Source organism: Sorangium sp. So ce128, from assembly GCF_051525245.1.
In the GTDB taxonomy this organism is placed as follows: domain Bacteria; phylum Myxococcota_A; class Polyangia; order Polyangiales; family Polyangiaceae; genus Sorangium; species Sorangium cellulosum_B.
This window is the reverse complement of sequence record NZ_CP150313.1, coordinates 13,209,503-13,233,700: the sequence shown is the minus strand read 5'-3', so window position 1 is coordinate 13,233,700 and position 24,198 is coordinate 13,209,503. Positions and strand designations below refer to the sequence as shown.

Here is a 24,198-nt window from a genome sequence, read left to right as displayed (position 1 = left end):
GCCCCGGAGGCGCGGCGCCCCAGGCTGGCGACGGCCCGCGCCCGCTCCGGCGGGAGAAGAGGATGCTTCAGGGTCGACCGACCACGGCAGGCGCAGTCACCGCAGTTCTCCTCGGCGAGGTAAAAATGCGGGGATGCCTCAGGTTACCACTTCAAGGCTTCGATCATCTTCTCACCATAACGCGTGCCCATGAGAACGACGGACGCATGATCGAAGTGGTACTGATCCATGACCTTGGTCCCATCCTGAGAGACCCAGTATCCATCAGGCAACATATCGGCCGCTTGGTGCACGAGGCTGTTGTGACCGCTGCAGCACCCGCCCGCGGGGAGCTCTCCAAGGATGAAGGGAACGTCGTAGTCGACACCCCAGGCTTCTTTCACCTCGTTATAGAGCTGAACGACCTTGCCGGGCCATGAGCTCTGGCCGCTGTCGGACTCACCCTGGTGGAAGATGATGCCCGCGAAGCGCGCGTTCTCAGCCGTCTTCGCCTTGGCGATCTTGTTCAAGATCATCTGGTGATGCGAGCCGCCAGAGATGAACGTGTTGATCGATTCACCGCTCTCGGCCGTGCCGACGAGCCCGATCGTGTCCCCCTCAGGCAGCTTTCCGAGAAGGGTCTTGCCGAACCAGATGCCTGGGTCGACCGCCGTCGACAGGTTCCATCCCTTTTCACCAGGGCAATCGCTGAGCGGCGGATTGGCCACGTTCCACTGTCCGGCCGGCTGGTTGCATCCGCCGAGGACCTTCAGCCGCTGGTCAGAGTTCTGGTCACTGGCCTGCTTGTCCGCGACGCCAGCCATGTTCGACTGACCCATGAGCATGAAGACGTGGAACGTCGGACGTGAGTTCGGCGCGCCGCCGGTGCCTGCCCCGCTGCTATCCGATCCGGTCCCTACCGTGGCGCCGCCTCCGGTCCCCGCGGTCGTGCTGCCCGTGGCGCCGCCCCCGGTCCCCGCGGTCGTGCTGCCCGTGGCGCCGCCTCCGCTCCCCGCGGTCGTGCTGCCTGCGGCGCCGCCTCCGGTTCCCGGACCGGCCCCTCCGGTGTTGTCGACCTCACCGGTCGCGCCAGGCGAAGAGGACTCGCCACAACCCGACGCGGCGATGATGGCGAGAAAGGGGAGGAGTAGGAATCTGGCAGTGCCTCGGAGTGTGCGGTTCATCTGGGTCATGGTCATTACCTCGTCGCGCCCGGTCGCGATCAGAACACAAGAGCGGAATTGGGGGGCCGGCCGTGCGGTGCCGACAGGACGAACGTCGCCCGCAAAGAGCTCAGCGCCGAGGCCTAACCTATCGCATCTTGGGTGCCCGGCATCCAGGATTCGGCCCAGGATGGCGCGCGGAGAAGACCGCTGTCGATGGATTCTTTCATCATCGGCGGCGTTCGTTCTCCCTGCCCCTCAAGCGCGGACCGGCCCTCTCGAAACGAAGCGGTTTCATGGCCCCGGATCTCGGAAATTTGAAACGGACGCGCCGCGCTGGCAACGCAGGTGACTCATCACGAGGCAACCGCGTTGCCTCCGCGCTTCACCGCGCTCGCGGGGAAGGCCGCCAAGCGCTCATCGATGTCGTTCGGACCACGCTCAGCATCTTGGTGAAGCACGCCAACTCGACTTGTACCCGGCTCCGCCCGGCGGTAGACCCCGCCGCCTCACGCGTCGTAGAGCAGCACCTCGACCTCGGCGCCCTCGCCGATCACCGCCTCCTCGGCCTGCACGATGACCACGCCGTCCGCGCGCGTCGTCGACGACAGGATGGACGCGCCGCTCGTCGCGATCGGAAACACCCGATCTCCCTCGACACGCACCCTCACGTAATCGACGCGCCCGGGCTCGGAGGCGATCTCGCTCGCCACCACGCACCGCCGCCGCCGGTGCGGCCACGCGCGCGGCAAGCCGCCGAGGGCGCGGATCGACGGGCCGGCGAAGAACTCGTAGGCGCAGAGGCACGACACCGGGTTGCCCGGCAGCAGGAACACCGCCCGCCCCCCGGGCAAGAAGCCGAACCCGGCGGGCTTCGCGGGGCGCATCGCGACGCCGTGGACCACGACCTCACCCAGCTCCGCGAGCACGAGCGGCGCATGGTCCTCCGAGCCGACCGACGACCCGCCGGAGACCAGCACCACGTCCCCGCCCGCTGCCTCGAGGGCAGCCCGCACCGCCTCGCGTCGGTCGGGGACGTACGCGACGGCCACGTCCTCCGCGCCGTCACGGCGCGCGAGCGCCGAGAGCACCAGGCTGTTCGTGTCGACGATGCACGCCCCGCTCGGCGTGCTCCCCGGCGGCAGGAGCTCGTCGCCCGTGATCAGGATCCGCACCGACGGCCTGCGCACCACGCGCACCTCGGCGACCCCGGTCGAGGCGAGCACGCCGACGTCCTGCGGGCGCAGCCGGCGCCCCGCCGGCACGACCTCCGCGCCCTCCAGCACGTCCTCGCCGATCGCCGCGACGTGCTTGCCGGACGGCACCGGCTCGCGCGCCCGCACGACCGCCGCCCCGCCGCGGCCCGCGCCCTCTTCCGCGCGCTCCGCCACCAGCACCGCGTCCGCCCCCTCCGGCACCGGCGCCCCGGTCGTGATCCGCACCGCCTCGCCCCGGCGGATCGCGCCCGCGTGCGGGCGCCCGGGGAACGACGCGCCCACGAGCGAGAGCTCCACCGGCGCGAGAGCAGCCGCGCCGGCGGTCGCCTCGCCGAGCAGCGCATAACCGTCCATCGCCGCGCGGACGAAGTGGGGCACGCTGATCCGCGCGCGCACGGGCTCCGCCGCCACCCGCCCGACCGCCTCGCCGATCGGGACCAGCTCGTCACCGAGCCGCTGGATCCGCCGCTCCAGGACCTCGAGCGCGCGCTCGACCGCCGTGTGCTCGCGAAAACCCCGCATCCGGACGTCGCGCATCGGCTCTCCGTGGAACGACGGCCGCTCAGACCGCCGCGGAGGCCTCGAGCGCGCCCCGGTACACCTCGTCCACATCGAGCAGGGCGTCGATCGACGCGAGCCGCGCGCGCTCGCCGGGCCCGGCCTCGTAGAGCGTCCACGTGCCGTCCTCGTTGCGCCGGAAGACCTCGATCCTCCGGTGCGCCTGGGAGACCAGGACGTACTCCCTCAGCGAGGGGATCCGGCGGTAATGCGCGAATTTCTCTCCCCGATCGTAGGCCTCCGAGGAGTCCGACAGCACCTCGACCAGCACCAGCGGGTTGACCACCGCGTCCTTGTCCTCGGGATCGCGCGCGATCTGGCCGCAGACGACGCTCACGTCGGGGTAGGTGGCGAGGCCCGTCGCGAGCACGCGCACGCGGAGGTCGGACGAGAACACCTCGCAGGGGCCCCGGCCGAGCTGCGCGCCGAGCGCCACGGTCACCCGCGCAGCGAGCCGCGCGTGCTCCGGCGTGCCGCCGGCCATGTCGAAGATCACGCCCCCGAGGAACTCGTGTTTGGTCGGGCTCGCCCGCTCCTGCTCGAGGTACTCGGCGTAGGTGAAGGAGAGCCGGCGGGCGGGCGCGTTCACGTCATGACCTCACCAGGGAGTATGCCACGGGAACCGCCCCGCCGGTGCGCCCCCCTCCCGGAACGCCGCCGCGCGGCCTACCGCCCGCCGCTCCTCCGGGGCCGGCTCGCGCGGCGGAGGGGCGCGATCAGCGCAAACATCCCGAGCGCCATCACCGACAGCTTCGGCCCCCGCTTCTTCCGGGCGCTCGACTGCCGCTCGCCCGCGATCGAGCAGTCCTCCGACTCAGCAGAGTCGTCGGTGTCCCCGCTGCAGCCATCGTCCTCCGCGTAGTACTCGTCCTCGGACTCGCTCGTATCGCCGCTGCAGCCGTCGTCCTCCGCGTAGTACTCGTCCTCGGACTCGCTCGTGTCCCCGCTGCAGCCGTCGTCCTCCGCGTAGTACTCGTCCTCGGGCGCCGGCTCGCTCGTATCGCCGCTGCAGCCGTCGTCCTCCGCGTAGTACTCGTCGTCTTCGACGTCCTGCGGATCGACGTCGTCCACGACCACCGTATCGGCGGTGCCGGAGCAGCCGCAGCCCACGTCGGCGGCCGGCTCGTCGTAGTCATCGTCCGGCGGCGGGTTCCCGGCGCCCGACGAGCCGCTGGTCGGGCTCGATCCGCCGCTGCCCGGCCCGCCGCCCAGGCCGTCGGGCCCGCCCACGCCCGACGAGCCGCCCGCGCCGCCAGCGCCGGCCTCGCCGGAGCACTCGTCCACGAGGACGCGCCCGGCCCTCAGGACGGGCGAGATCGCGGAGCCCTCCCCGAAGGTCAGCGGCCAGTCCGCGCCGGGCTGCCCGGCCGCGAGCCGGAGCGAGAGGCGGGTCAGCCACACGGACGAGGGCGCGAGCCCGGAGAGCCCCACCGCGAGATCGTCGGCGGCCGGACCGCAACGCAGGAGGTCGGGATCGGTCTCGTCTCTCCGGGGCGACTCCGCGCAGTCCAGCGCGCCGTCGACAACGCCGTGCGCGGCGCGCGGGCAGCTCGCGGCGACCTTGAGGCTCGACTCCAGCGCGGCCGCGGCGACCGCGGCGCACGTGCCCGGCGCATCGCCGATGTCGCCGTACGCGCTCGCGCGCGCGAAATAGGCCTCGATCACGCTGTCCACGCTGTCGCTGCCCAGGGAGATGCGGCGGCTCAGCGCCTCGTGGCCCGCGCCCTCGACGAGCGCCCCGTGGAGCCCCGCCTGGCCGAGGGCCCCGGCGCGGAGCTCCGCATAATCGCTGCGCTGCGCGCTCGCGTCCCAGCGCAGCGAGGCCGGCGGGAGCGTCACCGGCGCCGCGCCCGAGAGCGCGCCCCGGCCGTCGCCGAGCAGCCACGCCGTCACCTGCACGTCGCCTGCGCCCGCCCCGGCCAGCGACAGCGGCAGGATCGGCTCGCCGCCGCCCATGGCGATGCGCAGCGTCCTCGTGACCGCCGCGCCACCGGGAGCGTCGAAGCGGGCCGCCGCGAACCGCATCCCTTGCAGACCCCCGAGCTGCGCGGCCGCCTCGGAGGACAGCGCGAGCCCGGCCGACGCCGCCCAGCGCGCGACCGCGTCGGCGTCCTCGAGCACCGTCACCTCGACCGGCTCGAGCGTGGCCTCGTGGGCGAGCCGCCCGACCGTCTCGAAGGGGTTCGGCGCGCCCGCCTCCCCCGGGCAGTACGGGTCGACGCCCTGGGGCGGGAGCACCCGGGGCGCCGTCGCCGCCTCGAGCGCCTCGAACCACGCGTCCGAGCTCGTGTCGAGCGCGGCGAGCGGCGGCACCGGAACGACGAGGGCCACGGGCCCGCTCGCGCCCTGGAACCGCAGGCTCGTCCAGAGCGTCGTGCGCTCCGGCCCGGCCGCGACGGCGACGCGCTGCTCGACCGACGCCTGTCCGGCGCCGGGCAGCCACGCCCCCGCGGCGAGGGCGTCGCCGGAGAGCGAGAGAAGGACCGATGAAGAAAGAGCGACCGCAAGCGACCGTCGGGGCATGCGAGGCCGATTGGCAAGCAGCATGCCCCGCAGAGTACGCCTTGTTCGAGGCCAACTTCGACGCGGCCGCGTCCGGCTGAGAACGGCGGTTCACGACGCCCCGGCGCCACACGGGCGCGACGGCCGACCGGCGAGGATCACCCCTCGTGGACGATCACGATGTCGTCGGGGTGGAGGTGGCAGAACACCCGGTCTCCGACGTGCAGCGCCGCCTGGCCGGAGCTCTCGTTGGCGACCACCGCCGTGAGCACGAGGCCGGCGTCGGTCCGGAGGCGCAGCTGGTCGGTGGCGCCCTTGAACAGCTCGTCCTCGACGCGCGCCTCGAAGCGGTTCTCCGGCGCGCCCTGCGGCTCCCTGCGGAGCGCGATCTTCTCCGGCCGGATGGAGACAAGGGTGCTCCCGGCCCCGCCCGCCAGGTGCTCGGCGTTGACGAGGAGCTCGAGCCCCCCGTCGAGCTGGACCCGCGCCCGCTCGCCGCTCCGCGAGAGGACGGTCGCGCGGAGGATGTTGGCCTGGCCGATGAAGCTCGCGACGAACGTCGTCTTGGGGCGGTGGTAGATCTGCGATGCGTCGCCGAGTTGCTCGATCCGGCCCTTGTTGATCACGGCGATGCGGTCGCTCATGGTGAGCGCCTCTTCCTGGTCGTGGGTCACGAACACGAAGGTGATCCCCAGCTTCTTTTGCAGCTCCTTGAGCTCCACCTGCATGGCGTGCCGGAGCTTCGCGTCCAGCGCCGAGAGGGGCTCGTCGAGCAGCAGGACCTTGGGGCGGCACACGATGGCCCGCGCGAGCGCGACCCGCTGCCGCTGCCCGCCGGACAGCTGCGACGGCTTGCGCTGCTCCATGCCCCCGAGCGACACCATCGCGACCGCGGCCCGGACCCGCTCGTCGATCTCCGCCCGGGGCACCTTCTTCATCCGCAGTCCGAAGCCGATGTTCTCCTGCACGGTCATGTGAGGGAACAGCGCGTAGCTCTGGAACACCTGGTTCACGTCCCGGCGGTACGGCGGCTCGTGGGTGACGTCCTTGCCCTCCAGCAAGACGGCGCCGCTCGACGGCGTCTCGAAGCCCGAGATCATCCGGAGCAGCGTCGTCTTGCCGCACCCCGAGGGGCCGAGGAGGGTGATGAACTCGCCCGCCCTGATCTGGAGGTCGACCTCGCTCACGGCGTGGAAGGCGCCGAATCGCTTGGTGACCGCGCGGAGCTCGACCATCACATCCATCGATTCACCTCGGAGGGCCGGCGAAGCGCGCGGGGGAGGCGGAAGAGGCGGAAGAGGCGGAGACGAGCGGCGCTGCGCCACCCCGCGCGACGGCGCCGCATCAGGCCTCCTGCTCCTTGCGCAGGCCGAGCAGGAAGAAGAGCGAGAACAGGAGCAGGAGCGCCATGCCGAGCGCGGCGCCGAAGGGCCAGTCGCGCGCCTGACCGAACTGGTTCTGGATGACGTTGCCGATCATCGGCACGCGCGATCCCCCCATGAGATCCGTGATCGCGAACATCCCGAGCGCCGGGATGAACACGAGCAGGACGCCCGCGAGGATGCCCGGCCGGGTGAGCGGGACGATGACGTGCGAGAACGCGGACACGGGCCCCGCGCCGAGATCGAACGCCGCCTCGATCAGGGCGTTGTCGAGCTTCTCGACGCTCCCGTAGATGGGCAGGATCATGAACGGCAAATACGAGTAGACGAGGCCGATGACCACCGCCGTCGGCGTGTACATGATGTCGAGGGGGGTCGAGATGATCCGCAGGTAGAGGAGGAGCCCGTTGAGGAGCCCCTCCGACTTGAGGATCGACATCCACGCATAGGTCCGGATGAGGAAGCTCGTCCAGAACGGCACCATCACCAGCATGAGCAGCCGGTTCCGGACGCCCTCCCTGGCCCGCCCGATGAAGTACGCCACCGGATAGCCCGCGACGAGGCAGATCGCCGTGGTGATGGCGGCGTACTTGATCGAGCTCAGCAGGATCTTGAGGTAGGTCGGGTCGAAGACCCGGGCGTAGCTCGACAGCGAGAGCTCGAAGACCACCTGCCCGAGCTCGTCCCGCTCGCAGAAGCTGTAGACGAGCATGATCGCGGTGGGCGCCACGACGAAGGCGAAGAGCCAGAGCAGGAGCGGGGCGAGCAGCAGCCACCCGCGGACGCCCGGCCTCCGCCGGGCGCCCTGGAGCTCGACGACCTGCCCGGTGGCCGTGTTCATGACGCCCCGCCGCTCACTGCGACGCCTTGAGGTCGGTCACCAGCTTGTCCACGTCCGCGGCCACCTTGCCGATGTCGTGGAACGTCTCCATCCCCGCGAGCGGCGGATAGCTCGCCGGGTTCGCGAGCTGCTCCGGCGTGAGCAGCTTGCGCGCCTCCGCGTTGGGGTTCGTGTAAGGGAACTTGTCCGAGATGATCTTGCTGACCTCCGGACGGAGGATGTAGTTCATGAACATCTCCGCGCCGATCTTGTTCTGCGCGCTGTCGGGGATCACCAGGCTGTCGATCGCCTTGTGTGTCCCCTCCAGCGGCAGGACGAACTGGAACTTGTCCTTGTCCTCCTGGTAGAGCAGGGCCGCCTCCCCGCTCCAGACGACGCCGATGTCGACGTCGCCGTTGAGCAGCGCCGTCTTCGGGCTGTCGGAGTCGAACACCTTCACGAGCTTGATCCACTCCGCCAGGGTCGGCTTGACCTTCGCGAGGCTCTCGGGCGTGACGTCGTTGGGGTTCATCCCCATCGTCACCATGACCCAGGAGACCATCTCGCGGTTGTCGTTCAGGGCCACGATGCGCCCCTTGTACTTCGGCTGGAACACGTCCTTGAAGCCCTTCACGGGCTCCTTCACCTTCTGGGTGTTGACGACGATGCCCACGACCGTGCCCATCCACGGGACCGAGTACTTGAGCTCCGGGTCGTGCGGCTGGTTCCTGAACGCGGGCGCGATGTTCTTCAGGTTCGGGATGCGCGACTGATCGAGCAGCTGCAGCTTCTTCTGCCGGATGAGCGCCTCGACCGCGTACTCCGACGGCTGGATGAGGTCGTACCGGGTGCTCCCCGCGAGGAGCTTCGACAGCATCTCCTCGTTCGAGGCGAAGGTCTCGTAGTTGACCTTGATCCCCGTCTCCTTCGTGAAGCCGTCCAGGACCTCCTGCGGGACGTACTCGGACCACCCGAAGAGGTTGAGCTCGTCGCCGGGCTTCGGCTCGGGCGCCGGGGCGCTGCCCGCGGCGGCCGCCTGCTGCGGCGCCGGGCTCTCCTTCTTCCCGCAGCCGAGGAGGCAGAGGAGCGGGACGAACATCAGTATCAAGAGCGCTGAGATGCGTTTCATTGGCCTTTTCCTTGTCTCGCCTGCGCCGGCGCAGGCCCCCGCGTTCGCGCCGCGCGCCGCTCCCCTTCAGCCCTCGTCGGGGAGCCGCCTCGCGGTGCCCTTCAGCGACTCGGCGATCACGACGAGCATCGCGGTCGCTGCGATGAACACCGTCGAGATCGTGTTCAGCATCGGGTTCAGACCGACCTTCGCCATGCCGAACACCTTGATCGGCAAGGTCTCGGACTTGGGCCCACGGGTGAAGTAGGTGACGATGAGCTCGTCCATCGACAGCGTGAACGACATCAGCGCACCGGAGATGATCGCGGGCAGAAGGTAAGGCACCATGATCAGGAAGAACGCCTTGAGCGGCGTCGCCCCGAGGTCCAGGGCGGCCTCCTCGAGCGACGGATCGAGCCCCGCGAGCCGCGCCTGGACGGCGATCAGCACGAACGGGAAACAGAAGGTGACGTGCGAGATGATGACCGTCGTGAAGCCGAGATCGAGCTCCACCGTCTTGAAGAAGATGAGCAGGCTGATCCCCATGATGATCTCCGGGATGATCATGGGAATGAAGATCAGCGTCGTGATCGACCGGAGCGCGGGGAACCTGTACCTGTAGAGCAGGAAGGCGCCCGCCGTGCCGAGGGCGACCGAGAACGCCGTCGTGATCGCGGCGATGATCACGCTGTTGCTCAGCGACTCGATGAGCGGCGACCGCCGCTCGTCGCCCAGGTGGGCGACGAGCTCATCGAAGAGCTGCCGATACCATTTGAAGGTGAACCCCTCCCACACCACGCTCATCCGCGAGTCGTTGAACGAGTAGGCGATGAGGAGCAGGATCGGCAGATACAGGTAGAGGAGGACGAGCCCGCTCCAGCCGCCAAGGAGCCAATTCGACAGCTTGATGCCCGACATCGTCCGGAGTCGCATGCGGCGGCCTCGCGATCCGACAGGATCGCCGCGCGAGCTTATCGCTTGCAGAACGCCGCGCGCAACACATTGCCGAGTGGAGAGGAAGGGCGCGACGCAGGTGATCGCGGCCACGCTGGCTGTCGTTCGCGAGGGCGCGCCGGCGCCGGCCGCACGCCCGCACGCAGACCCCGCGCCCCACCGAGCGCGCCCTCGCCGCGCGCGCTGCTCGCGCGCTGCATGCGGAGCGCGCGCTGCATGCGGCGGGCGCGGCGGCTCCTTCCGTAGAAGCCCTTGACACCGCACTCTCCTCCGCTTACCGGCCCTGCATGACCGGGTCGTCGCGCCGCCCTTCAGGTGAGGTCCCGTGAGCACTTCCCGCATCTGGACGATCGAAGAAGCGAACGCGCTCGTCCCGCGGCTCTCGTCGATGATCGGCCGGCAGCTCGCCCTGGCGAGCGACGTCGAGCGCTGCTGGCAGGAGCTCGTGCAGGCCGTGCAGAGCCCGGCCGCGACGCCGGATCAGCTCATCGAGATGGCGCGCAACGGCAGCGAGCAGGCGCGGGCCCGCGAGCGCGAGCTCTCGGAGAAGATCGCCGCGTACGAGTCCGGGTGGCAGGAGATCGAGGAGCTCGGGGTCGTCGTGAAGGACCAGCGGATCGGCCTCTGCGACTTCTACGGGCGCCTCGACGGCGCCCTCGTCTGGCTCTGCTGGCGCTACGGCGAGCCGGCCGTGGAGCACTACCACGGGCTCGAGGCCGGCTACGCCGGGCGCAAGCCGATCACCGCCGAGAGGCGCCGGCAGCTGCTCAACTGACGAGGCCCCTGGTGATCGATCGGAAGAGAGCGGCGTGGGCGATCGAGGAGTTCCTCCGCGCCCTCGGGCGCGACGTCGAGGGGGACCTCGCGGGCACGGGCGAGCGGGTCGCCGACGCGTGGGCCGACGACCTCATCGAAGGCGAGGCCATCGACGCGGCCGCGGTGCTCCGCGAGGGCGCCATGGAGACAGGCCCCTTCGAGCGCGGCCTCGTCGTCGCTCGCGACCTCGCCGTGACCACGATGTGCCCGCACCACCTGCTGCCGGGGCACGGCACCGGCACCATCGTCTACCTGCCGGGCGCGCGGGTCGCCGGCATCGGCACGCTCGCGCACGTCCTCGACGCGCTCGCGCGGCGGCTGACCCTGCAGGAGCGCATCGGCGGGCAGCTCGTCGAGCTCCTGGTCCGCGAGCTCGGCGCGCGCGGCGCGCTGTGCAAGCTCACGCTGACGCACACGTGCCTCATCGCCCGCGGCGAGCGCAAGGCGGGCGCCCTCATCGAGACCCTCGCCGTCGCCGGCGAGCTCGCCGAGCCAGGCCCCGAGCGCGATCTCGCCCTCGCCGCGCTCTCCGGGGGGAGGGCGTGACCGACGTCGCGGTCGTCACCGGGCCGAGCCGCGGCATCGGCCGGGCGACGGCGCTCGCGCTCGCGCGCCGCGGCCTCTCCATCGCGCTGCTCGGCCCGCCGAGCCCGCGCCTCGACGAGGTCACCGACGAGGTCCGCCGCCTCGACGTCGCCGCGCTCCCGGTCCCCTGCGACGTCGCCTCCGAGGAGCAGGTGGCGCGCGCCTCCGCCGAGGTGGTGGCGTGGCTCGGCGCGCCCCGCGTCGTCGTGAACAACGCCGGCATCGTGAGCCGCGGCGCGAAGGTCCACGAGACCGCGCCCGCCGCCTGGGACGAGGTGATCGCGGTCAACCTCCGCGGCCCCTTCCTCATCTCGCGCGCGTTCCTCCCGGCCATGCTGAAGCAGGGGCGCGGCCGCCTCGTCCACGTCGGCAGCATCTCCTCGACCCTCGCGTGCCCCGGCAACGCCTCGTACGCCGCGTCCAAGTGGGGCCTCATCGGCCTCTCGAAGAGCCTGGCCGAGGAGCTGCGCGGGACAGGGCTCCAGTCCATCGCCGTGCTCCCCGGCTCGGTCGACACCGACATGCTCGTCGGGAGCGGGTTCCCCCCGCAGATGAGCGCCGACGAGGTGGCGCGGCTCCTCGTGTACGCCGCGCTCGACGCCCCCGACGCCGTCACCGGCTCGGCCATCGAGATGTTCGGCTGACGGCGCGCCGCGCTCGCCTCCGCGGAACGCGCGCCAGAACGCGGGCCGGCGACGGCGGACCGCCGAGCCCGATGTGCATGTACGTGGCGCCGCCACACCCCACCCCCCGCGTGCTACCCTGCGGCCCGTGGATACGACGCCTCCGCGCCCGGGCGACCTCAGTGGGGCATTGCCCGAGCTGCCGCTGTTCCCGCTGCCGCAGACGGTGCTCTTCCCCGGCGCCCTGCTGCCGCTCCACATCTTCGAGCCGCGCTACCGGGCGCTCGTGCGCGACGCCCTCGGGACGCACCGCATCCTCTCCGTCGTCCTCATCACGGACCCCCGCGCGATCGACGCGCACGGCCACCCGGCCATCGCGCAGGTGGCCGGCGCCGGCGAGATCATCGATCACGCCGAGCTGCCCGGGGGCCGCTACAACATCCTGCTGCGGGGCCGCGCCCGGGTCCGCCTGGCGGAGTGCCCGTTCGTGCCGCCGTACCGCACGGCCGCGGCGACGGTCCTCGAGGACGAGCCCGGGGAGGTCTCGGCCCAGGATCACGCCGCGCTCATCTCCACCGCGGCCTCGTTCGCGGCGCTCGTCCGGGATCGGGACAGCAATTTCGAGTTCCGGCTGCCGCGCGACGCGGCCACGTCGCTCGTCGCGGATCTCTGCGCCCACCACCTCATCCTCGACGCGCGGGAGCGGCAGACGGTGCTGGAGACCCTCGACGTCGTCGCGCGGGTGCGCCGCGTGACCGAGGCGCTCGCGCTCCAGCAGCTCGCGCTCGCCTCGGCGACGCGCGACGTCAACTGAGACCCGAAGCGCCGGCCTGCCCGCATGGGCCGGCGCGGCGCACCTGAACACGGGTCCAGAAGGGGCTCCGGGGCGGGTGCGGTCGTCCCAAGATCGAGTAGGCTGCGCCGCCTATGGCGACCTCTCGTTCAACGGAACCCTCAGCCCCGATCATCGTCAAGCACCCGGGGTGTCCCCAATGGGGACTCGGATACCTCGTCGAGGAGCGCGACGAAAAGCGCTTCTACGATTTCGAGGATGGCCTCAATCACTCCATCGCCAAGGCTTTCTGGTCGAAGCTCGAGCCGGTGCAGCTCGGCGACGACGAGGCGAGCGCGCTCGAGGCCAGGATCCGCGGTCTCCGTGACCGGCCGTCGGCCGCCGCCAAGAAGCAGCGCGCCCGCGTCGTCGCGCCGCCGGTCACGAGCTTCGACGAGCAGGTCGCGAGCTTCGAATCGCAGTTCGAGGGTGGGTTCGGGGGTCCGCAGTTCATCGCCGAGGAACGAGGCGCCGCCGGGGGCGAGGGGGCCGAGGGCCCGGCGAGCGGGGCGAAGAAGAAGAGCAAGGCCTTCAAGCAAGGTGCCATCGAGACCGCGCGCGCGCTCCTCGCCAAGGGCGAGCTCGAGGCGCTGCTCGCGGCGGGCAACCTGAACGATTTCATGGAGCGGATCACCAAGGTCCACAAGGCCGCGACCGGCCTCCTGCACCCCCTCGGCGATCTCATCCCCTTCAACAAGATGCCGGCCGAGCACCACCGCGCCTACGCCGAGGCGGTCGTGGATCTCCTCTATGGCGCGGGCGACTACGCCGCGCGCTTCGACCGGCTGGCCGGCGTGCTCGCCGCGGCCAAGGTCGTCACGTGGCCGCTCGTCACGATCCTCGGCGCGCTCATCTACCCGGGCGAGCACGTCTTCGTGAAGCCCTCCTTCTTCGAGAAGCAGGCCGCCGTGCTCGGCTTCAATCTCGCCTACGATCGCGCGCCGAGCGCCGAGGGGTATGCCCGGATGCAATCGCTGGCGCGCGAGCTCGAGCGGCGCCTGCGCGAGCGCGGCCTCGCCCCGCGCGATCTGATGGACGTCTACGCGTTCCTCTGGCGCACGATCTCCCCGTCCAAGCCGGCCACGAAGTCCTGACATCCCGCGTCAGGCCGCCCTGCGCGACGTCGTGCGACGCCGCGTTGGGCGGTCCCCGGCGCTGCGCGAGGCGGTGCGGGCGCGGCCGGCGGCCCTCGACCCTCGACGCGCGGCGCTGGCCCGCCTATGCGACCTTCCCAAGGAGGGTCTCGCATGAAGGCTGCCGTGCTCGAAGCCGTGAAGAAGATCGCCGTTCGCCATGACGTCGCCCCGCCGCAGATCGGCCCGCGCGACGTCCTCGTCCGCGCGAAGGCGTGCGGCATCTGCGGGACCGACGTGCACATCTGGGAGGGCGATTTCTTCCCGACCTTCCCGCTGATCCCCGGGCATGAGCTCGCCGGCGAGGTGGCGGCGGTGGGCGACGAGGTCGAGGGCCTCCGGCCCGGCGATCGGGTGATGGTCGACCCGACGGTGACCTGCGAAGAGTGCCACTTCTGCATGATCAACCGGCAGAACCACTGCCTGAAGTGGAACGCGGTGGGCGTGACGCGCGACGGCGGCTTCGCCGAGCTCGTCCGGGTCCCCGCGAAGAACTGTTATCGCTTCGAGCGCGTCTCGTTCAGCGAGGCCGCCTTCTGCGAGCCGCTCGCGTGCGTCGTCTTCGGGCAGGATCGCGCGCGCATCGAGATCGGCTCGGAGGTCCTTGTCCTCGGCGCCGGCCCGATCGGCCAGCTCCACCTCCAGGCGAGCCTCGCGAACGGCGCCGCCGCGGTCACCGTGGTCGACGTCGTCGAGTCGAAGCTCGACCTCGCCCGCCAGCACGGCGCCACCGAGGTGGTGCTCGCCGACAACGCGCTCCAGGCGAAGCTCAAGAAGATCGCGCCCTACGGCTTCGACGTCGTGATCGACGCGACGGGCATCGCCCGGGTGCTCGGCGACTCGGTCCAGTACGTCAAGAACGGCGGCCGGTACCTCGTGTTCGGCGTGTGTGGACCGCAGGACAAGGTCGAGATCTCGCCGTTCGAGATCTACCGGCGCGATCTCGAGATCATCGGCAGCTTCGCGATCAGGCGGACGTACGACCGGGCATTCAAGCTGATGGAGCGCGGCGCGATCGACGTGAGGAAGCTCCTCTCGGAGGCGATGCCGGTCGAGGAGCTCCCGCGCGGCCTCGAGATGATGAAGAAGGGCACCGCGCCCATGAAGCTCCAGGTCGTGTTCTAGCCGCGCGGCCTTCGCGCTTACAAAGCTTACGATTTTCTCGATTAGTTAAGAGTCGTTACGAAGATCACCGAAGTAGACGAAACTGCAAAAAGGACGCTTTCCATGGCCATCGTGATCGGAATCGACGTCGGGACCAGCGGCCTCAAGGCCATCGCAGTCGAAACGGAGCGCGGCGCGGCGGTCGCGTCGGCGCACCGCGAATACCCGCTCTCCACGCCGCACGCCGGGTGGGCCGAGCAGGATCCCGAGGACTTCGCCGCGGCGGCGCTGAGCGCCCTCGGCGAGCTCGCCCGCTCCCTCGGCCCGCGCCGCGACGACGTGCGTGCGATCGGGCTGACGGGGCAGATGCACTCGGCGGTCTTGCTGGACGAGGCGCAGGCGGTCATCCGGCCTGCGATCCTGTGGTGCGACACGCGCACCACGGCCGAGTGTGAGGCCATCCGCGCGAACCCGAAGGTCGGCGACGCGGGGCTCGCGCGCCTGGTCGGCAACCGCGCGCTCGAGGGGTTCACGCTGCCGAAGCTGCTCTGGCTGCGGGCGAACGAGCCCGAGGCGTTCGCCCGCGTCCGCGCGGTGCTCATGCCGAAGGATTTCGTGGGCTTGAAGCTGACGGGCGAGCTCGGGACGGACGACAGCGACGCGAGCGGCACGCTGGCGTTCTCGCCCGGGGATCGCTCCTTCAGCGCCGAGCTCCTCTCGGCGGTCGGCGTCCCGCGCGCGGTGTTCCCGCGGTCGGCGCCCTCGAACGCGCCGCTCGGCCAGCTGACGGCCGAGGTCGCGGCCGCGACGGGGCTGCCGGCGGGCATCCCCGTCGTGCGGGGCGCCGCGGACAACGCGGCGGGCGCGGTGGGGCTCGGCATCGTGCGCCCCGGCCGGGCGATGGCGTCGGTCGGCACGAGCGGCGTGATCCTGGCGCACACCGACTCGTGGATCGTGGAGCCCGAGATGCGGCTCCACAGCTTCTGCCACGCGGTCCCGGGCCGCTTCTACCTGATGGGGGTGATGCTCGCCGCCGGCGGCGCGCTGCGCTGGTACCGCGACGTCCTCGGCGACGGGGAGCGCATGGCGGCCGAGCTCCGCAAGGTCGATCCGTACGAGATCATCTCGGACACGGCGTCGACGGCGCGCCCGGGCGCGGGCGGCGTCGTCTTCCTGCCGTACCTGATGGGCGAGCGCACGCCGCACAACGACGCGGCGGCGCGCGGCGCGTTCGTGGGGCTGAGCGCCCGCACGACGAAGGCCGATCTCTCGCGCGCGGTGCTGGAGGGCATCACGTTCGGGCTCGCGGACTCGCTGGATCTGATGCGCGGCGTGGGCCAGACGAACGGCGCGTCGGCGGTCTCGATCGACGAGATCCGCCTGACCGGCGGCGGGGCGCGGAGCCCGTTCTGGCGCCAGCTGATGGCCGATGTCTTCGAGGCGCCGGTGGCGATCACGACGTCGACCGAGGGCCCGGCCTACGGCGCGGCGCTGCTCGGCGCGGCGGGCGCGGGGCTGTTCTCGTCGGTCGAGGAGGCCGCGGACGCGTTCGTCCATGTCGTGTCCCGGGTCACGCCGGACGCGGCGCGCTCGGCGCGGTACCGGGAGATCCACGCGGTGTACCGGGGGCTCTACAACGACCTGCGCGGGCGGTTCCGGGAGCTCGGAAGGCTGGCGTGATGGGGTGACAGGATCCGGGCGGCTACGGTGACGCGGGCGTTGTCCCGGTGGGCGTGAGGTCTTGCCGGGTCGCCCGGCGCCCGGAGAGGGAGTTCTCCGCGCGGGGTGGGGGCCCCGCCGAACTCGCCTGAGCCATCTCTCCTCCGGCTTCGCCGGAGGAGAGATGGCTCAGGCTCAAACATCGGCCCATCCCCCACCCCGCGCGGAGAACTCCCTCTCCGGGCGCCTACCGCTCACTTGACTGATCCACCAGTCAGACATCGGCCCATCCCCCACCCCGCGCGGAGAACTCCCTCTCCGGGCGCCTACCGCTCACTTGACTGATCCACCAGTCAGACATCGGCCCATCCCCCACCCCGCGCGGAGAACTCCCTCTCTGGGCGCCTGCCGTGGGCGGTGGGGCCTTGGACGAGCGCGGACGACGCGGCGTTAAGGCGGCTCAGGCAGGTAGCAGAGGTCCATCCACGGCCGTCTCCGACCCGATGGGAGATCGCTGGCGAAGAGCTGGATCTGCTCGCGGTCGTCCGAGCGGAGCAGGATGCCGTAATTCTCCGTCTTGCCGCGAAGCCAATCCAGGACGAGCCCAGTCACGTCGAACGAGAGGACGTTACCATCCTTTACAATGGTCTTCGCGTTGCCGGTGACCGCGATCGGGGTGGGATCAAACCCACCCTTTGCGAAGGAAGTCCAGGACTCGCCCTCGTCCCAGTCCCTCACCACGCGGTGCACGGAGATCGCTCCCGGCCCGCTCGTGCTCGCGACCCGAAGCCCGACGCGAGCCGTGAGGAGCATCGCCCGCCGGGGAAAGACCGAGGAGATCTCGAAGCGGAGCAGAGCGCGGCGAGTCGCATCGGTACCACGCGGCGTGCCCACGAGGAGATCGACCCGCTCGCCGAAGCGCTGATCGGGCTGGTCGCTCGCGATGTACGTATCGCGGACCTGGCCGGGGGTAACGCCGCCGCGCATGATCAGGCGGCTCTCGAGCGTGGATTTCTCGCCAGCGAGCACCTTCTCCAGGAACTCGTTGAGGACGCCAGCAAAGGCCACGCGCGCGAGCGCACCCGAGGCGTCGCAAAAATCGGATCTGGCGACGAATGAGCTCACGCCCGCGACGACCTCGACGCCATTCTGCAGGATCAGCGCCGGACCGCCGCTGTCGCCGTAGCACACGCCGCCTTGTGCGTTCGCTTGATCGACCACGATCGTGAGCGGCTCGACCTCGCTGACGCGCGCTTCGACCCTCCGGCGAATGGAGTTCTGCGCCGGGGTGCCGCCGTACCCCACGACGGTCACGGCGCTTCCGACCGTGACATCGTCCGGCGCCGACACAACCGGGATCGGCGTGACATTGAGATCGCCCGCGCCTCTGGCAGTCACGACACAGACATCATAGTCGTTGTTGAACACGTTGTAACATGGGTGAAGCCTGGCCGAATCAACATCGACATCAAGAATCGTCGACGGTTCCAAGAAGTCGGGGCCGACCAGAACCTTCTTGGGAGGGGACGGCAAGCAGCAGTGCGCGGCGGTGAGCACGTAGACCTTGTCGCCATCGGCGCTCCGGCGAACGATGGTGCCGCTGCAGCCTCCGTCGAGGGACACCACCGCCGTGTGCGTGTTGTCCGCCCGGGCGTCGGCGCCGACGATCGCTGACCGCTCCTCCCCGCTCTCCTCGCGCGAGCCGTTCTCGGTCGGTTGCGCGCAGGCCGCCGGCAAGAGCGCGGAGATGACCAGCCGGGCCACCGTGAGCGTTCTCATGATTTGACCTCCCCCAGACCACCAGACGCTCGGCCGGCGCGCGCGACGCCATCACGCGTTCTCGACCGCTCCCGATGTTCATCCGTCCGAGAGGAATCTTGCTGGCGGTCCAGGCGCTGTCAATCGATCGTGCAGCGCTCCCGCGCTCGCGCTGCACCCCGCACCCAGCCCAAACGGCGGTCCCGATCAGCTTGAAAAGCTCATTTCCACCCATCTCGCGAAGAACGAGACGACGCGCATTCTCCAGAGATCGCCCGTTTCGCATCGCGAGCGCACGGATTGAGTCGGTACCACGCATAACGTGCCTGTCGGATCGCAGCGCGCGTCGTCCTCGTGCGCGACCACGAGCGGGACGCGCCTGGCGGGTCGCGGGCTACCGGGGCCTCGGGCCCGTGCCGAGGATGTAGCGAATCCAGATCGGGAGCGCGGTGTCAAAGTCCGGCGAGAAGGAGTGCTGTTGCTGCTCCGCGTAGGGCTTGTGGAAGACCTCGGCGCCGAGCGCGCGCAGCCGCGTGGCGTCGCGCTCGGCGAGCCGGACGTTGCCCGGCGACTCGCCGGCGCCGACCACCACGACACAGCGGCGCTGGGCGAGTTCGGGCGAGCGCGGCACGCCGTCGAGCGAGAGCTCGGTGACGGACCCGGGAGACATGACGACGGCACCGGCGTAGTGGCGCGGATCCCGGGCCGCTATCTCGGCGGCCATCTGGCCGCCCTGCGAGAAGCCGATCAGGATCACCTGGCCGGGGGCAACGGTCACCCGGTCGCGCACCTCGGCGAGCGCCTCGTCGAGCCGCGCGCGGTCGCGCGCGGGCGACTCGGACCATACGAACTTGCGTGGTCCGCGCGGCAGGGTGCCGCTCACCGAGACGAAGGCGACCGAGAGCGCGTCGGCGGCGCGCTGGACGCTCTCGTCCACGAAATCCTCCGGCTGCGACCCCAGGCCGTGCATGCCCATCACGACCGGGATCGGCTTGCCGGTGCGATAACCCTTCGGGAGCACCAGGAGCGTCTTCTTGATCCCGGACTGCCCCCAGTAGCGCCCGGCCCGCGCCAGGTAGGGATGGACCGTCGCCCATCGCGCATCGCTGCGCAGCGCCTCCAGGTCGGAGTCCCGGGCTGCCCAGTCCGGGTCGACGCCCTCCTCGACCGCAGCGCGCTCCAGCCAGTGGAAGGAGGCGTCGAGCTGCCCGGTGCGGGCGTAATAACACGCCAGGTCGTATCTCCCGTCCACCCCGCCAGCCACGGCCCAGTGCTGGATCTGCGCCGCGGCCTGGTAATCGCCGTGCGCGGCAGCGCTCCGCGCTTCCATGAAGAGCCGCACGGGCTCGATCTTGCGGAGATCGTGGCCATCGCGCTGCGCGGGCGGCTGGGGCGGAGCCGGGAGCGCGAGGGGGCGCTCGGGGAGCGCGCGCTGGGGAGGCTCGGGCGGCGGCGGCTCGAAGGAGCGAAACATGGCCTCGATCTCCGGGCGCACCTTGGCCATCGCCTCCGCGGGGACGATGCCGGCCAGGTAATAGACGATCTGGTCCTGGACGAAGACGCCCGTCATCAGCTCGACGCGGCGCGCGTCCTTCCGATCGCGCGCGTGGACGACCACCCCGCCCGCGGCGCGGCCAGGGAACGGCTCGCGGCGGGTCTCGTCCAGACCGGCCATCCCATCCCGCATCCTCTGCACGAAGGTGTTCGCGACGTCATCCGCGGTGAGCGCCTCGTTGGCGGCGGGAAGCACCTTCACCGAGAGCGAGGCGGACGTAGGCTCGTGAAGGAACGCGATATCCACGCTCCCGTCCTGCGCGGACGGCCCCCGCTCGAGGTGAGTCCTCTTCCACGCAGGGCTCGCCGGCGTGATGCGGTAGCGCGCGGCGATGCCCTCGACGGCCGCGCCAGGGCGCGCTCCGGGTTCGACGGCGCCGCTGTGCGCGGTCGGGCTCGGCGGCGAGCCCTCGGGGCCGCCCGCAAGCCGCGCGGTCCACCAGGACGTCAGGCCGACGGCTCCCGCGACGACGAGGGCGATCAGCGCGATCCTGGCATTCCCTGGGCGCGGCAGCGCCACGGGCGGCACGCCAGAGCGTTCACGGGACGAGCTCTTTGTGCGGGGCGGGGCCAACGTGGCCCCATGCTACGCCCACCGCGGCGCGCAGTGCGCGAGATTCAAGCGAGCGGCGTGGCCGCCGCGCGCAAAGGCGCAAGGTCGCAAAGGCGCAAGGAGAAGACCCTCTTTTGCCTACGCCGCCCGCACCCAGCCGCGCGACGTCTCCTCGAAATGCTCGGTGCTCGCGACCCCGAAGAGGCCGCCTTCCGGCTGCCAGAAATACCGCTCGATATGGATGTTCTTCCCATCGACGCGGATCACATTGAAGGCGTTCTGCTCGCCCCGGCCACGCGTGGAGGTCGCGGTCCCGGCCTGGACGATCAGCGAGGAGTGGCCGCCGACCTCGAAGCGCTCCGCGGAGTGCCCCGTGTGGCTCATGTGCAGGTGCCCCGACAAGATGACATCGACGCCGCAGCCCGCGAGCGCCGCCATCGCCTGCCTCGCGCGCCCGACGATCGCATGCGGCGAGTTCTCCGGCAGATCGAAGGGGTGGTGCGTGACCACGATCTTCGTGATCTCGGGCCCGAGCTCGCACATCCTCGCCTTGATCCCCTCGACCTGCCGCGCGTTGATGCGCCCCTCCTTGATGGTCAGCGAGCGCGCGGTGTTGATGCCCAGGATGGCGATCTCCGCGTCGAGGTGGAACGGCGAGAGGTCGTCCGTGATGTGGCTCCGGTACCTGTCGAGCGGGCGGAAGAACCGGTCGAACAGGTTGTAGAGCGGGACATCGTGGTTGCCAGGCACCACGATCTGCGGCGAGGGCAGCGCGTCGAGGAAGGCGCGCGCCTCGGCGAACTCGGCGTCGCGCGCCCGCTGGGTCAGATCGCCGGAGATCACGACCACGTGCGGCTCGAGCCCCCCTATCCTGTCGATCAGCGGGCGGAGGATGGCCTTGTCGACGCGGCCGAAGTGCAGATCCGACAGGTGCACGAGCGTGCGCACGGCGCCTCATCCCCCCAGCGCCGCGACCGGGCGAGGTGGGTCCTCCTGCCGCCGCGAGCCCGCGCGGAGCTCGGACGACAGCGGCACGATGACGCGCAGCGCTGCAGGCCGCACGCGATAGCAGAGCGGCGGCGTCATCCTGAGGACCTCGCCGTCCGCGGCCACATGGAGGCGGCGGTGGGGTGCCTCCACCCGGAGCTCCGTCGTTCGTAGGATACTGAAATCGTTCGATTGATGAATGCGCCCGACGGCCGCGCTGGCGATGAGCTTGATCGTGGAGAGGCGGCTCTCCGCGTGCGCCACGCACACACCGAGCTCACCCGAGCACGGCGGGCGCTGGCGGCCGATGTCCACGTCGCCAAGCTTGAAATCGTTGTTCGCGACGAACACGAACGGCGTCTCCAGCTCGACCTCCTGCCCATCCAGGACGAGCCGGAGACGGACGCGCTCGTGCCGCCGGATCCCGGAGAGGGTCGACAGCGCCAGGGCCATCCACTTGTTGAGCCCACGCCGCTTCCGGAGCGCCTCGCGGGCGCGCACGATGCCCGGGTAGATGCCCAGCGTCGAGTTGTTCACGAAGACCCGGCCGTTGACCTCGCCGACATCGACCCGGACGCGCCGCCCCTCGACGAGCGTGCGCACGGCGCCCTCGAGGGAGAGCGGAACGCCGAGGTGCTTGGCGAAATGGTTCACCGTGCCGAGCGGAAGGACACCCATCGTCTTGTCCGTGCCGGCGATCGCGGCAGCGACGGTGTTCACCGTCCCGTCGCCGCCGCCGGCCACGACGAGGTCGCAAGGCCCCCGCGCCACTCGGCGGGCGAGCTCCCCGAGCTGCTGCCCCTTCTCGGCGCACAGCACCTCCGCCGTGAGGCCGCTCTCTTTCAGGAGCTCCCCGAGCCGCGCGCGCTGCGCCGCCGCGCGGTTCGACCGGGAGGAGCAGTTCAGGAGGACCGCCATGGATCGATGTTTCACCGTCGCGCTCCCGGCATGGGGCAAGGGCCCATGCCCACCCGACAGCGAGAAAGCAGATCGCGCGCCACCGCCCCGCGGCGAGCGGCCGCGACGCTCCGGCTCCGTCAGGCGGCGCGGAGCGTGGCGGATTGCCACGCTCGCCTCGCGCCGCGCGCGCCGCGCCACAGCCGGCGCTCCTCAGCGCATGCCGAGCCCGCCGTCCGTCTCCATCCGAGGCCAGGTGAAGAAGAACGTGGCGCCGGCGCCCTGCTCGGACTCGACCCACACACGCCCCCCCTTGCTGAGCACGATCTTCTGGACGATCGCGAGCCCGATGCCCGTCCCCTCGATGTTGTCGCGCGCGTGCAGGGTCTGGAAGATCTCCCATACCTTCCCGTGGTATCGCGGGTCGATCCCGGGTCCGTTGTCCTTCACCGAGAACTCCCAGAGATCGCCCAGCGCCCGCCCCCGCACATCGACGCGCACGTCGGGGCGTTCGGCATACTTCAGCGCATTGCCGATCAGGTTCAGGAACACCTGCTCCAGCGGGATCCGCTCGGCGAGGAGCGTCGGCATGCCCGTCGCGACCTCGATCGACGCGCCCGCAGGGACGGTGAGCAGGGCGACGACGTCCTCGAGGAGCTTCTGGACGTCCACGATCTCGGGCTTGTCGCGGAGGCGTCCAGCGCGCGAGTAGCGCAGGATCCCGTCGATGAGCGCCTCCAGCCGGACCACGCGCGAGCGGAGGAGCTCCATGTACTGGCGCGTCTCCGGCGTCGCCTTGTCCACGAGATCGTCCTCGATCCACTGCGAGAGGTTCGCGATGGCGCGGAGCGGCGCCTTCAGGTCGTGGCTCGCCACGTAGGCGAAGCGGTCGAGCTCGTTGTTGCTCCGCTCGAGCGCCTGGATGAGCTGCTGCGCCTTCCGGAACAGGTGCGCGTTATCCATCGCGATGGCGGCCTGAGCCGCGAGGCCGACCACCAGCTTCTCCGCCCGCTCGGTGAAGACACCCCGCTCGGAGTGCCCGAAGAACAGCCCGCCGATGACATGCCCCGAACGGGAGACCACCGGCACGGCAAGGTAGCTGACGACAGGCAAGTGGCCCTTCGGCATCCCGTGGTAAGGGGCGTTGTTCCCGTAGCGCGGGTCCTTCGTGACATCGTCGAGCCGCACCACGCCCTCTCCGTTGAAGGTCGGCGCGAACACGGCCGTGTTGCGCGGCATCGGGAACCCGGAGAAGTGCTCTCGCGGCACGCCAGAGATGGTGTAGAGCATGTAGCTCTTCCCCTCGGCGTTCGTGACATTGTAAAAGAACGCGCCGAACTGGGCGCCGCTCAGGCGGGTGGCCGCGTCGGTCACCGCCTGCACGAGCTTCTCGAGATCCAGCTCGGCGGCGAGCTGCTTGCCGGCGCGATTGAGCAGCTCGAGCGTCTCCCCTTCTTCCTGGAGCCTGTCCTCCGTCTGCTTGCGCTCGGTGATGTCGAGGACGATCGTCCCCACACCCATGACGGGCCCGCCATTCGCCCGTACAGGAGCGTAATTGACCAGCCAGGAGCGCGGTCGCTCCGACGCCCGCGTCGTCCCCGTCACCTCGGCGGTGAACGCCTCGCCCGTCTCAAGGACGCGCCGGAGATTGGCGACGATCACGTCGCTCATCTCCGGGAGCAGCTCGGGGATCGTCCTGCCGAGGTGCGCCTCGAGGGGGATCCCGTTGATGTCCGCCAGCGCCTGGTTGAGCCGCACCACGCGGAGATCGCGGTCGATCACCGCCAGCCCCGCGGTCGTGGCCTGGAAGAAGGCGTCGACCAGCGCGCGGTCCGCGGGGGAGTCGTGCAGCGCGAGGCGCTCCTGATCGAGCCGCGCAGCCCCCGCCTCGCCGCGCTGCAGGGGCGCCGCAGCGGGCTCTGCCGCCGCGGGCGAGGCCGCTTCGGAGAGCTCCGCCGTTTCTTGACGCGAATCCGTGTTCTGCATGGACCTCGTGGACACAGGCTGTCCCCAC

20 protein-coding genes are annotated in these 24,198 nt (G+C 70.7%); 7 read left to right on the top strand and 13 right to left on the bottom strand.

Annotated elements, in window-relative coordinates; translation table 11 throughout:
• Nucleotides 1-143: 143 nt before the first annotated feature.
• From WME82_RS50200 to WME82_RS50165, 8 genes are all read right to left on the bottom strand, one after another.
• On the bottom strand, nucleotides 144-1,172 hold the full coding sequence (locus WME82_RS50200; RefSeq protein WP_438041116.1) for a sialate O-acetylesterase: 1,029 nt from the start codon (nucleotides 1,170-1,172) through the stop codon (nucleotides 144-146).
• A 479-nt stretch (nucleotides 1,173-1,651) separates the two neighbouring features.
• Nucleotides 1,652-2,896, bottom strand: a complete 1,245-nt coding sequence (locus WME82_RS50195; protein ID WP_438041115.1) for a molybdopterin molybdotransferase MoeA — start codon at nucleotides 2,894-2,896, stop codon at nucleotides 1,652-1,654.
• Nucleotides 2,897-2,921: 25 nt separating this feature from the next.
• A complete protein-coding gene (locus tag WME82_RS50190; protein ID WP_438041114.1) occupies nucleotides 2,922-3,506 on the bottom strand; it encodes a Uma2 family endonuclease in 585 nt (194 codons plus the stop codon).
• A gap of 77 nt (nucleotides 3,507-3,583) precedes the next feature.
• Nucleotides 3,584-5,440, bottom strand: a complete 1,857-nt coding sequence (locus WME82_RS50185; protein ID WP_438041113.1) for a DUF2330 domain-containing protein — start codon at nucleotides 5,438-5,440, stop codon at nucleotides 3,584-3,586.
• 137 nt (nucleotides 5,441-5,577) lie between these two features.
• Nucleotides 5,578-6,663 carry an ABC transporter ATP-binding protein gene (locus WME82_RS50180; protein ID WP_437743476.1) on the bottom strand — a complete coding sequence of 362 codons (1,086 nt, stop codon included), beginning with the start codon at nucleotides 6,661-6,663 and terminating at the stop codon, nucleotides 5,578-5,580.
• Nucleotides 6,664-6,763: 100 nt separating this feature from the next.
• Nucleotides 6,764-7,642, bottom strand: a complete 879-nt coding sequence (locus tag WME82_RS50175) for an ABC transporter permease (protein WP_438041112.1) — start codon at nucleotides 7,640-7,642, stop codon at nucleotides 6,764-6,766.
• A gap of 13 nt (nucleotides 7,643-7,655) precedes the next feature.
• Nucleotides 7,656-8,750 (bottom strand): polyamine ABC transporter substrate-binding protein, encoded by a 1,095-nt coding sequence (locus WME82_RS50170; protein WP_438041111.1) that lies wholly within the window; start codon nucleotides 8,748-8,750, stop codon nucleotides 7,656-7,658.
• Between the two features lie 66 nt (nucleotides 8,751-8,816).
• Nucleotides 8,817-9,662 (bottom strand): ABC transporter permease, encoded by an 846-nt coding sequence (locus WME82_RS50165; protein WP_438041110.1) that lies wholly within the window; start codon nucleotides 9,660-9,662, stop codon nucleotides 8,817-8,819.
• Between the two features lie 346 nt (nucleotides 9,663-10,008).
• Between WME82_RS50165 and WME82_RS50160 the strand changes: the two genes are divergently transcribed.
• The 7 genes from WME82_RS50160 to xylB all read left to right on the top strand — a co-directional run bounded on the left by WME82_RS50160 (nucleotide 10,009) and on the right by xylB (nucleotide 16,456).
• Entirely contained in the window at nucleotides 10,009-10,458 is a 450-nt protein-coding gene (locus WME82_RS50160; protein WP_437858385.1) for a DUF2203 domain-containing protein, read from the top strand.
• An 11-nt stretch (nucleotides 10,459-10,469) separates the two neighbouring features.
• The gene (gene folE / locus WME82_RS50155; protein ID WP_437743471.1) at nucleotides 10,470-11,045 is read left to right on the top strand and encodes a GTP cyclohydrolase I; all 576 of its coding nucleotides are present in this window, start codon (nucleotides 10,470-10,472) and stop codon (nucleotides 11,043-11,045) included.
• Entirely contained in the window at nucleotides 11,042-11,728 is a 687-nt protein-coding gene (locus tag WME82_RS50150) for an SDR family NAD(P)-dependent oxidoreductase (RefSeq protein WP_437548318.1), read from the top strand. Before folE ends, WME82_RS50150 begins: the two co-directional genes overlap by 4 nt.
• 127 nt (nucleotides 11,729-11,855) lie before the next feature.
• Nucleotides 11,856-12,521, top strand: coding sequence for an LON peptidase substrate-binding domain-containing protein (locus WME82_RS50145; protein ID WP_438041109.1), 666 nt, complete (start codon nucleotides 11,856-11,858; stop codon nucleotides 12,519-12,521).
• Between the two features lie 113 nt (nucleotides 12,522-12,634).
• The gene (locus WME82_RS50140) at nucleotides 12,635-13,633 is read left to right on the top strand and encodes a hypothetical protein (RefSeq protein ID WP_438041108.1); all 999 of its coding nucleotides are present in this window, start codon (nucleotides 12,635-12,637) and stop codon (nucleotides 13,631-13,633) included.
• A 153-nt stretch (nucleotides 13,634-13,786) separates the two neighbouring features.
• The gene (locus tag WME82_RS50135; RefSeq protein WP_437743469.1) at nucleotides 13,787-14,797 is read left to right on the top strand and encodes a zinc-dependent alcohol dehydrogenase family protein; all 1,011 of its coding nucleotides are present in this window, start codon (nucleotides 13,787-13,789) and stop codon (nucleotides 14,795-14,797) included.
• A 102-nt stretch (nucleotides 14,798-14,899) separates the two neighbouring features.
• Nucleotides 14,900-16,456: a xylulokinase gene (gene xylB, locus WME82_RS50130; protein WP_437743468.1), complete on the top strand. Its 1,557-nt coding sequence runs from the start codon at nucleotides 14,900-14,902 to the stop codon at nucleotides 16,454-16,456.
• Between the two features lie 429 nt (nucleotides 16,457-16,885).
• Here xylB and WME82_RS50125 read toward each other — a convergent pair whose 3' ends face one another.
• The 5 genes from WME82_RS50125 to WME82_RS50105 form a co-directional block, all read right to left on the bottom strand.
• Nucleotides 16,886-18,214: a DNRLRE domain-containing protein gene (locus WME82_RS50125; protein ID WP_438041107.1), complete on the bottom strand. Its 1,329-nt coding sequence runs from the start codon at nucleotides 18,212-18,214 to the stop codon at nucleotides 16,886-16,888.
• A gap of 373 nt (nucleotides 18,215-18,587) precedes the next feature.
• The gene (locus WME82_RS50120) at nucleotides 18,588-20,276 is read right to left on the bottom strand and encodes an alpha/beta hydrolase (protein ID WP_438041106.1); all 1,689 of its coding nucleotides are present in this window, start codon (nucleotides 20,274-20,276) and stop codon (nucleotides 18,588-18,590) included.
• A gap of 162 nt (nucleotides 20,277-20,438) precedes the next feature.
• Entirely contained in the window at nucleotides 20,439-21,248 is an 810-nt protein-coding gene (locus tag WME82_RS50115; RefSeq protein ID WP_438041105.1) for a metallophosphoesterase family protein, read from the bottom strand.
• A 6-nt stretch (nucleotides 21,249-21,254) separates the two neighbouring features.
• Nucleotides 21,255-22,205 (bottom strand): diacylglycerol/lipid kinase family protein, encoded by a 951-nt coding sequence (locus WME82_RS50110; RefSeq protein ID WP_438041104.1) that lies wholly within the window; start codon nucleotides 22,203-22,205, stop codon nucleotides 21,255-21,257.
• A gap of 192 nt (nucleotides 22,206-22,397) precedes the next feature.
• Nucleotides 22,398-24,170, bottom strand: coding sequence for a sensor histidine kinase (locus tag WME82_RS50105; RefSeq protein WP_438041103.1), 1,773 nt, complete (start codon nucleotides 24,168-24,170; stop codon nucleotides 22,398-22,400).
• Nucleotides 24,171-24,198: the final 28 nt, after the last annotated feature.

Excerpts from the sequence above, each read along its gene's own strand:
- WME82_RS50175 (WP_438041112.1), bottom strand. The coding sequence starts at position 7,642 with ATGAACACGGCCACCGGGCAGGTCGTCGAGCTCCAGGGCGCCCGGCGG.
- WME82_RS50185 (WP_438041113.1), bottom strand. The coding sequence starts at position 5,440 with ATGCCCCGACGGTCGCTTGCGGTCGCTCTTTCTTCATCGGTCCTTCTC.
- WME82_RS50110 (WP_438041104.1), bottom strand. The coding sequence starts at position 22,205 with ATGGCGGTCCTCCTGAACTGCTCCTCCCGGTCGAACCGCGCGGCGGCG.
- WME82_RS50180 (WP_437743476.1), bottom strand. The coding sequence starts at position 6,663 with ATGGATGTGATGGTCGAGCTCCGCGCGGTCACCAAGCGATTCGGCGCC.
- WME82_RS50140 (WP_438041108.1), top strand. The coding sequence starts at position 12,635 with ATGGCGACCTCTCGTTCAACGGAACCCTCAGCCCCGATCATCGTCAAG.
- WME82_RS50170 (WP_438041111.1), bottom strand. The coding sequence starts at position 8,750 with ATGAAACGCATCTCAGCGCTCTTGATACTGATGTTCGTCCCGCTCCTC.
- WME82_RS50195 (WP_438041115.1), bottom strand. The coding sequence starts at position 2,896 with ATGCGCGACGTCCGGATGCGGGGTTTTCGCGAGCACACGGCGGTCGAG.
- WME82_RS50165 (WP_438041110.1), bottom strand. The coding sequence starts at position 9,662 with ATGCGACTCCGGACGATGTCGGGCATCAAGCTGTCGAATTGGCTCCTT.
- WME82_RS50135 (WP_437743469.1), top strand. The coding sequence starts at position 13,787 with ATGAAGGCTGCCGTGCTCGAAGCCGTGAAGAAGATCGCCGTTCGCCAT.
- WME82_RS50125 (WP_438041107.1), bottom strand. The coding sequence starts at position 18,214 with ATGAGAACGCTCACGGTGGCCCGGCTGGTCATCTCCGCGCTCTTGCCG.
- WME82_RS50200 (WP_438041116.1), bottom strand. The coding sequence starts at position 1,172 with ATGACCCAGATGAACCGCACACTCCGAGGCACTGCCAGATTCCTACTC.
- xylB (WP_437743468.1), top strand. The coding sequence starts at position 14,900 with ATGGCCATCGTGATCGGAATCGACGTCGGGACCAGCGGCCTCAAGGCC.
- WME82_RS50105 (WP_438041103.1), bottom strand. The coding sequence starts at position 24,170 with ATGCAGAACACGGATTCGCGTCAAGAAACGGCGGAGCTCTCCGAAGCG.